At 35.9% G+C, this 9,545-nt stretch carries 10 protein-coding genes and 1 pseudogene; all 11 read left to right on the forward strand.

The features are described 5' to 3' along the window. Positions 1-1,044 (forward strand): annotated as a pseudogene (locus tag ORL93_RS30260) (hypothetical protein); the annotation flags it as partial. A 91-nt stretch (positions 1,045-1,135) separates the two neighbouring features. Next, positions 1,136-2,125 carry a hypothetical protein gene (locus tag ORL93_RS30265; protein ID WP_265960281.1) on the forward strand — a complete coding sequence of 330 codons (990 nt, stop codon included), beginning with the start codon at positions 1,136-1,138 and terminating at the stop codon, positions 2,123-2,125. A 68-nt stretch (positions 2,126-2,193) separates the two neighbouring features. Further along, a complete protein-coding gene (locus tag ORL93_RS30270) occupies positions 2,194-2,382 on the forward strand; it encodes a hypothetical protein (protein WP_088094483.1) in 189 nt (62 codons plus the stop codon). Next, positions 2,379-2,501 carry a hypothetical protein gene (locus ORL93_RS30275; protein ID WP_255299145.1) on the forward strand — a complete coding sequence of 41 codons (123 nt, stop codon included), beginning with the start codon at positions 2,379-2,381 and terminating at the stop codon, positions 2,499-2,501. Before ORL93_RS30270 ends, ORL93_RS30275 begins: the two co-directional genes overlap by 4 nt. A gap of 30 nt (positions 2,502-2,531) precedes the next feature. After that, on the forward strand, positions 2,532-5,186 hold the full coding sequence (locus ORL93_RS30280; protein ID WP_265960282.1) for a type IA DNA topoisomerase: 2,655 nt from the start codon (positions 2,532-2,534) through the stop codon (positions 5,184-5,186). A gap of 23 nt (positions 5,187-5,209) precedes the next feature. Then, positions 5,210-6,001, forward strand: a complete 792-nt coding sequence (locus ORL93_RS30285) for a hypothetical protein (protein ID WP_265960283.1) — start codon at positions 5,210-5,212, stop codon at positions 5,999-6,001. 58 nt (positions 6,002-6,059) lie between these two features. Then, entirely contained in the window at positions 6,060-7,058 is a 999-nt protein-coding gene (locus ORL93_RS30290; protein WP_265960284.1) for a DUF3991 and toprim domain-containing protein, read from the forward strand. A 43-nt stretch (positions 7,059-7,101) separates the two neighbouring features. Then, a complete protein-coding gene (locus tag ORL93_RS30295; protein WP_265960287.1) occupies positions 7,102-7,713 on the forward strand; it encodes a restriction endonuclease in 612 nt (203 codons plus the stop codon). A 325-nt stretch (positions 7,714-8,038) separates the two neighbouring features. Continuing rightward, positions 8,039-8,227: a hypothetical protein gene (locus ORL93_RS30300; protein ID WP_265960285.1), complete on the forward strand. Its 189-nt coding sequence runs from the start codon at positions 8,039-8,041 to the stop codon at positions 8,225-8,227. Between the two features lie 242 nt (positions 8,228-8,469). Continuing rightward, complete coding sequence (locus tag ORL93_RS30305; protein ID WP_003207670.1) at positions 8,470-8,709, forward strand: hypothetical protein; 240 nt, start codon at positions 8,470-8,472, stop codon at positions 8,707-8,709. A gap of 25 nt (positions 8,710-8,734) precedes the next feature. Beyond that, a complete protein-coding gene (gene ssb, locus ORL93_RS30310; RefSeq protein WP_265960286.1) occupies positions 8,735-9,229 on the forward strand; it encodes a single-stranded DNA-binding protein in 495 nt (164 codons plus the stop codon). Positions 9,230-9,545 lie beyond the last annotated feature (316 nt).

The raw sequence follows: 9,545 nt of genomic DNA on the forward strand, positions 1-9,545 counted from the left end.
TATTTAGCCAACTGGACGCAAGGGAAAGAGTTAAAAGATAAATCCAAATTGCTAAAAGAAGTACATGAAACGTCTGTGGAATTTATTGAAACAATTGAAAGTATTTTAGATAAAGAAATCAATAATAAAAAAGGGAAAGAGGTAGATAGTATGGCAAAAACAGTGTCAGATGGTTTATATGCATCTCCATATCATGAGAAAGCCCATTTGGTTACAATCGAAGTGTTGTATAAAGATGTTCAAGATATGTATGGTGGAAAAATACACATGATGGATGCTTTTACTAAAGAGATTACTGACATACCAATACGGAAGGAAGAAGAACCAAATCAAGAAGGTTTATCTGTATCTTTAACGGAAAAAAACGGTAGTGTAAAAGATGTTCACTTAAATAAAATTTTGCAACCAGATTTATATGAGACAGTCCATAATTCTGTTTTTGAGGGGAAAGAAAATTCGTTTGTTGTACATCAAAAGGATGCACAGATTGATTTAAATGATCTAGTCAAAATAGCCATATATGATAAATGGGTACAAAGAGAAGTGGATTTTGTAGATAAAGCTGAGGATCCAAAAGAGTTAACGTTTAGTGAAAAAGAAGTAGAGTTATATAAAGAAATGAAACAGGAAGGTTATGCACCAATTGAGTCATTAGAACAAAAATTACAACCACTTCCTCATACAGCTAAACATGTTACAGCTTCGATGGAGAAAGAATTAAGTGGAAAATATGAGGCTTTTAAGCGAGCACAATCTCATGAAACAGTAAACGATATTGATAGTATTATTCATCGTGTACAAGTGGAAGAGCGTTATTTTGCAACGAAAAATGTAGCAATTGATAATGAACTCATTACCCAAGAATCTGTCAATCAATTAGAAAGTAAAGTACAAGAAAAGCTGAATAAAGAGGGAATTACGGCTACTAAGCAGACCGCATCGAAATTGGTTGATCGGGAAAAACAATATGAACCATTCTCGAACTTTACGCAATTCCAAAATGTTGCAAAGAAAAAGAAACAAGAGGTGGAATTAGGACGATAAATGGCTTGTTTACACAATTTAATAAAGAAACAATGTCATCACTTATCGTTGAGAACGAGAAGTGATTTTTTATTTTAAGGAGGAATGAAAAATGAATATAAAAGAACAAGTCAAACAAGAAGAGGTAAAAGAGGCCTTGTACAAATATGCGTTGAAAACGGCTGGAAAAGAAATAGAAAGGTTCCCTGAAGGGAATATGCATGAAAAACAACGAGGAGTTGAGCCTGGTGTGACTCGCTTTGCAATTCCATCTGTGACAAGCGCAATGGACTGGGGGCAAGGAGATATCACAATTGATGTTCATCATGATACGGGGAAAGTAAAAGTATATGAACAAGAAATAGATGGTGAAAATTGGTCAAATTCTTCTCTTCGACTTACAGGAGAGAAGTTGTTGTCTGATGTGGTGAAAAATTTGATAAAACAAAGAGCGCTTGAGCGGCAAAGAATGGACGAAACAGCCAATCTAAAGATGGAAAACCAAGTAGAACAGTCTTTCCCATCTCTAGAACCATTAGATAAAAAAGATCAAGTGGTAATACCTAAAGGATTGCCTAAGGAGGCTTATAAAGAGTCATATAAGGAACAAATTTTAGAAGAACTTGCCCCTTCTCAGGATGAGATACGTTACAAGGAACAATATCAGGCAGAATTGCTTATGTTATTAGGAGTTGATAATGAAAAGGGATCAGATCCAAATAAACAAACCACATCAAAAGAAAAACAGGGTAATAGTCCAGGGCAACAAGAAGAAACGTATACGAAAAGTCGGGAAGAGCGTGTCAAAGAAATGAAAGAGTTTGAGAAGACACATTCATATCCTGAAGTATACCGGTTGAAAAAGGAAGCTCTTCAGGAGTTAAAAGGAATGAATCTAACAGATTCCCAGCGGGAAAAGTTGTCCGGCATTGAAAAAGCCTTAGATCAAGAAAAACAAGAATATGATAAAAACAGTAAAAAAGAATCGAGCCAGGGGAAAGAACCAAAAAGTCAAAATAAATTCGCACAACTTTTTCATCAGTTTAAAAACGTAAAAAAGAAAGAGCAGCCAAAAGAAGCGGAAATGGAACATTCTAGATAGATATAGGTTGAGGAGAGTACTGTTAAACAGTGCTCTTCTTCTTTTTAAAAGCGAAAGGAGAGAAGCGAATGGTAAACATTGTTGAGATTGTAGATATTGATTATACGGGTGTATGGGCAGAGACAAGGAATGCTGAAGAACTGATTTTTATTCTGTTCCCAAAAGAAAAAATTCAATTGGCACGTGAAATATTGTCAGAGAAAAAGCAAATGTATGTGTTTTTGCAGAAAGATTGGGAATGGAGAAAGATGTCATGAATCCATGGCTATTTGCTGGCTGTATGTTACTTGTAGTCGTGGCATTGAACATTTGTTTATGGATGGGGCAATGTGTGATGAAACGCTTCAAAATGCGGAGAATCAAGCGTCAAAATTAAAGATGTTACATACATGAGGAGGAATGGGTAATGGGAAAAACATTATTTATTGCGGAAAAGCCAAAAGTTGCATACGAATTATTGAAATCACCACGTTTTCGAAATGCAGAGAAACATATGGGGAGTAAACCTTATTTTGGATACTTTGAGAACTATCAGTACATTATTAGTTGGTGTTCCGGTCATTTATTAGAGCTGAAGCATCCAGAAGAAATAGATGAGAAATACAAAGAATTTAAATTCAAACACTTGCCCCTTTTGTTAGAGCCGGAATACAAAGTGAAACCGGATTATATCGAACAAATCAATACTTTAGTAGAATTGTTGCAACGTCAGGATGTAGATCATGTGGTCAACGCTTGTGATGGAGACCGTGAGGGTGAGCTGATTTATCGAGAAATGTATGAGTATGCAGGTGTAGATAAACGACAATCTCGCCTCTGGCTGGCTTCTTATGAACCAGCAGAATTAGAGGCAGGGTTGAACCGGTTAGAGCCAGGGGAACATTATGAAGGGCTTGCAAACTCCGCAAAAGCAAGGCAATACCTGGACTATCTTCTCGGAATTAATGTAACAAGAGGATGTACAACGAAACTTGCTAAAAATCAATTTTTATTAGCAACGGGGCGTGTGCAAATGTGCTTGTTACATGAGATTTGGCACCGTGAGATAGCCATAGAGAATTATAGAGAGCAAACCTACTATAATCTGAAACTCATCACAGACAATGGTTTAGAAGCGGTCATGAAGACAGAAGACCAATTATTAGATCCAGCTCCTTTACAAAAGCTTGGGACAAAACTAGTCGGTACAGCTTTAACCGTAACGGAGTTTAAAGAGAGTACCAGAAAAAAGAAACCAAAATTGTTATATAACCTAACGGATTTGTATAAAGAGGCGCATTCGAAATTGAAAGTGAGTGCAGAAACCGCAAAAAAACATATTCAGAGTTTATATGAAGAAGGTTGGATTTCCTATCCTCGTTCGTCATCCAGGCATTTGCCAACGGAAAAGGTAGGTAGAGTACAAGAAGTATTCCAAGCCTTGCAGTCTACCAATTATGCAGATTTGATTCAACTTGTGGATATGCATACCATAACAGAGAAACATGCCACATTTAATGATGAACTTGTAGATAGTCACTTTGCCATCATCCCGACAACCAAACCATATGACGGGACCAATAGAAAACCATTAGAAATTCAATTATATGATTTGATTGTAAAGCGATTTATAGGGAACTTTATGTCACCGGCTGTTTATTTGGTGCGTGAAGCACAGTTCATGGATCAAGATGAAACTATATACAGTACAAAAGAGAAAGTTCTTCAAGAGAAGGGATTTTTAAGCGTATTTCACGAGGACATAGAAGAAGGGTCTGTGGAAAGCTTTCAAATCCCTTTTTTATATGAGGGAGACTCATTCCAAATCGTAAAACATGACTTAATGCAGTCGAAAACAAAGAAACCAGCATTTCATACTGAAAGCTCCATTCTAACGTTTATGGAGACCGCCGGTCGCAAGTTAGATGATGACCATTTAAAAGAGTTGATGAAAGGAAAGCGGATTGGAACAGTCGCAACAGAGGAGACGTTTATTCCTAAGCTTGCGGCACGAAATTATATCACAGTTACCAATGGCCAAATTCGTACTACGAAAATTGGTCGTGCATTTGTAGAAAAATTTCCGATAGATGAAATCAAAAATCCAGCTTATACGGCTGAAATGGAAGGGATGATTCATATGATCGAAAAGAAGGAAATGCCATATGGTGAATTTGTGGAAAATACGAATACATTTGTAAAAGAAACAGTTGCAAAGCTAGGAGAAACAGAAGAAAAAGTGGCAGATGAAATGATTTTGAATTGGAATCAACAAATTGAAGTATGCCGTTGCCCATGTAAAAAGGGGAAAATCCTTCATAAAGGAAACTTCTATGGATGTAGTAATTATCCAGAGTGTGAGATCCGTATGCCAAAAAAAATTAAAGAAAAGGCGATTCCTGAAGCACAAATAAAAAAGCTATTTGAAAGTAAGAAAACGGATCTGTTAAAAGGCTTTAAATCCGGTGAGAAAGAGTTTTCAGCGTACTTAGTATTCCGAGAAGGCAAAGTACAATTTCAGTTTCCAACGACAGAGGAGCTATCTCTAGGGAAGTGTCCAGAATGTAAAAAAGGGGATATTCTTCACCGAAAGACATTTTTCGGGTGCACAGAATATAAAAATGGTTGTAAGTTCATGTTGCCAGCAAAAATCAAAGAAAAAGCGATTCCCCCTTCTCAACTAAAAAAGATTTTGACGGGGCAATGTTCAGACTTCATTCAAGGATTTAAAGGAGAAAAGGGTGAATTTACAGCGGCACTTTACTTGGATAAGGAGGGGCTAAAGTTTCGTTTTCCAACAATGGAAGATCGTACACTAGGGAAATGTCCCCTGTGTAAGAGCCGAGTGATTGTAGGTAAATCAAATTACTTATGCGAGCAATATAAAAAAACTTGTGAATTCATTATTCCAGGGGTCGTGTCTGGAAAGAAAATTAGTAGTAACAATGTGATCAAAATATTAGAAAAGAACATGACCGATCAAATTAAAGGGTTTGAGTCCAAAAATAATGGGAAAAAATTTGACGCTCGGTTATCCTACAGTACACAAGAGAAACGATTAAAATTCTTATTTGGCAAATAAAAATGAGAGGGTGTGAACGCATTATGAATTTTATAAGAGAAATGAAAGAATTTAATATAAACCTTCAATCAAGTTGTGATCCGTTAGAAATTTTGTTTTTTGAAGAAAAAACATTGCAGGGAAGAGTTTTTCATGACTATAGATATTATCGTTTTTTTTCTAGCTTATTCACAATAGAAACCCTTGCACATTATTTAGAGGGTGAAATGGAGTTTCAAGATATTTTGGAAGAAAGAGAAAAACCTGAAGAGAATTTGCCACATTTGGATGAACTTTTACTCAAATTGGAACCTAGATTGGAGCATATAAGAGCAAAAAAAAGACCCATGTTAGATCTTAAACAAACGATTATTATGAATGCACTGTTACAATCAGATTCTGTGTATATTCCCATCGTGTGTTTTGGGAGATCCATACACAAATATAAATTATTGACTTTGTTATCGATTGTTGACTGGTCATGTGATGTTATACATTCATATGGTTCAGGTTGCTGTGATACAACGGTGTTGATCGACCTAGACAAGGAGTTTCACACGTCTGAATTCGAGATTATGTTACCCTTGCAAGAAATGAAGCATCTAATTTGTAAATTAGAAGAAAACAAGCTATTCAAATACTCGTCGACTGATGAAGATAATGTGGTAGATTGGATTCATTTTACTGAAAATTATTATATAGAAAAAAATCAAAAGGTAATGAAACTGATGAATGAAAAGCTATGCTGTTATACGGTTACTAAAAACCCATTTGATATTTTCACAGAGCCAAAGGACAAAAATATAGGGAATATGATACCGATAGGAGAGAACTGATACAAACAGTTCTCTTTTTTTATTCTTGAAACCATTCACAACAAGGGGAGGTGCCAACATGACATATCGACTGGCAGAGGAGGAAGTCATGAAAGCAAAAGATGTGGATTTGTTGTCGTATTTAGAGGCCAAAGGAGAAAAATTTCAAAAAGAGGGAAACTATTACCGACATACGGAGCATGATAGCCTTATTATTCGAGATAATATGTTTGCGTGGAATAGTCGAGGAGAGAAAGGATATGGAGCAATTAGTTTTGCGAAAATGTATTATGGTATGTCTTTTCAAGAAGCTGTCCGTGATGTGAATCTTGGTGATTATCCAACCTTTACATCATCTAAGGAAGAAGAGCCAAAACAAGATGGGCCATTTCGTTATCCAGGGCATTTGGAAGTCCAGGATAAACAAGCGATTAAGCAATATTTAACTCAGGAGCGGAAAATTGATTCCCGATTAGTCAATTGGTTGATTGGGCAGGATCTCGTTGCACAAGATAAAAAGAAGAATGTTGTGTTTAAATGGCGAGAACAAGGTGGAACAGGAGATATAGTAGGCGCAGAACGTCAAGGGACAGTTAAGATGGAAAATAAACGAGGTTCTTTCAAGCAAATTTTGCCGAATGGAAAAACACATACAGGATTTATGGTGGATGTTGGGAAACCAACATCCATTTATTATTTCGAGAGCCCGATTGATCTTCTTTCCTATTGGACGTTACAACAAAACCGTCTTCAAAATGCAAGGCTGATTAGTATGAATGGTTTAAAGATGAAGACTGTTTTACGTACATTTAAAGAGACAAAAGATGAAGGATTTCCCGTGAATCGAATTGTCCTCGCAGTAGATAATGATAAAGCGGGGAAAGAATTTACGGAAAAGATAGGAGCTTTAACGATTACACCACGTGTCCAAATGCATCTTCCATCACAGGAGAAAGATTGGAATGATGCACTGAAGGCAGTCATACAATCAACTGAAAAACAGCAACAGCTTTTTAAACAAACGCAACCGCAGCAAAAGAAACTAACACCAAAAAAGGAGATGGAGCGAAGTGTCTAATACATTACCAATATCAGGTATATTACAGCTTTTTTTGTATGGAATGGGTCTTTATATTATCTTTCATATTTTAAAATGGAGTGTTGGAAAAATACGTGAAATTCGAATTCTGAAGAGAATGGCGAAGTCGGGGATTCGTTACATTGACAAAATGGATGGATTTCAATTTGAAGTATATCTAAAGGCTCTTTTTCGAGAACTTGGATATCGTCCAGAAGTCACCAAACGCTCTTGTGATTACGGTGTAGACGTCATATTTAAAGGGAGAAATCGTATTGTAATCCAGGCGAAACGATATGGGATAAAGAATCGAGTTGGGATTCGGGCTGTACAAGAAGTATATGCAGGAAAAGCATACTACAAGGCTGACGAGGCATGGATCGTAACCAATAGTGTATTTACAAAACAAGCTGAAGAATTAGCAAAAGTATGCCAGGTGAAACTTATTGATCGTTTTGAGCTTCAGAATTTGATTACCAAAGTGAATCCAGAACAAAAAGCGAAAGATGTGTATCAGCAAGTCAATCCAGCAGAACGGAAATGTCCGGTTTGTAAAAATCAATTAGTCATTCGATATTCAAAGAAAAATGATAATAAGTTTTTTGGTTGTTCTCAATTTCCATCTTGTACACATACAGAAGTGGTCAATAAATGAGTTGAAAGCACTTTATTCAGCTCATTTTTAATTTTATTCAAAAAAAGAAGTTCTTATGAAAAAACGACTTCTCAGATTCCTTTGTAACGGATTTAATCATTACCCTCAATGCAATAGGTATCCGTCAAATTAAAATCTTATTTGAAGAGATTTAAGGACCTCAAATGATGTTTTAAAGTATTTCTTGTTGATTTATATAAATTTGCACGTATTCTCCCGTTATTAAAAATAAAAATTCAGAAAATTTAACACATAGACCTTGTAAGGTTGTGGAAAGAGAGTTATAATGACCTTATAAGAGCGTATTTGATAAGGAGTGATTACAATGAAAAAGAGGTCAGTTGAAGTAATCCAAGACGTAAGACATTTCCTTACAAAAGCTCAAATTGGTTTCGATCTTAGCAATTTTAAGTATTATCAAATGTTTTGCAAGGCATTAGAAGCAACAGGGACACCGTATCATTTGCAGGTCAATGAGTTAGAAAAAAATATGATAGTAATCAAAATGATGTAAAGAAAAGGGGAGATCAATGATGAAAATCAATACGCCGGAGTGGTTATCTTTGAGTAAGGAAATAAAGGTTAAACTCATTCGTTTAGCTATTTTAGAATCAAGATTTAAGCATCAAAAATAAAAACCCTCCGTTGCAAAAAGCAAACAAAGGGTATTTGAATGAGTATCGTACTGTGAAGGAATCTAGTACATTCGCTTCACTAACAGTATAGCATAAAAAGAAAACAACAAAGGAGATATTCATGAAAGAAATCGAAAAATACATGACACCAAGTGAAGCATCATTTCATTGGGGGATTCCTCGTGAAACACTAAAGCACAAATTCAGCCCTTCAGGTATGACTGAAAAGAAAGTAGTAGAGTTACAACGGATGTTAGATGAAGGTTTAATAAAATTCTTTTTACACCCAAAAGGAAAACGAAAAGAATGGATTATTAGTCGTCAAGCTATGTATGAATGGTTTGGTGAACCTAAAAAATAGAGGAAACTAAGGGAGGAAAAAACACATGTCTTTAAATCGTACAATTTTAGTTGGTCGTCTCACGAAGGATCCTGATTTGCGTTACACGCCAAATGGGGTTGCGGTCGCAACATTTACGTTAGCTGTGAATAGACCGTTCACAAACCAGGGACAAAGAGAAGCTGACTTCATTTCAGTGGTTGTTTGGCGTAAACAAGCTGAGAATGTAGCAAACTATCTAAAGAAAGGTAGTTTAGCTGGTGTAGATGGTCGTCTTCAGACACGTAATTATGAGGGGCAAGACGGGAAGCGCGTATATGTTACAGAGGTGGTTGCAGAGAGCGTACAATTTTTAGAGCCACGTAATAGTGGTGGAGGAGAACATAATTCATTTAATCAACAGCCAGTAGGAGCTGGTTTTGGTAATCAAGGTTCGAACTCATTTAATCAAGCTAGTAATTCTGGATTTAAAAAGAATGATGATCCATTCTCTAATTCAGGTCAACCAATTGATATTTCGGACGACGATTTACCATTTTAATGGGGGAGATCTTTGTACAAAAGGAGGAATCAATAGATGGAAGAAACACAGTATCCCTTTTCACAAAGGTGTAAAGAGATTGCTATTATGATTGTAAGCTTTTGGTTTATAATGTTTTCAATCTTTGGAGAAAGCTTGTTACAATGAAAAATGGCATAGGGTATAAAATATAGAGCTATAGATTATATGAGACCTGTGGTGTGATGTCAAGTAATGATTCTAGTAATTTAAACACTTAATTTGTTATTTCAGCTTAAAAAAGGCAATACGAAACTAGACCATTAACAATTTGTAAATTAATGGAATATAGAAGGAG

It is taken from the genome of Bacillus sp. DHT2 (assembly GCF_026241455.1).
Taxonomy (GTDB): Bacteria; Bacillota; Bacilli; order Bacillales; family Bacillaceae_G; genus Bacillus_A; species Bacillus_A pseudomycoides.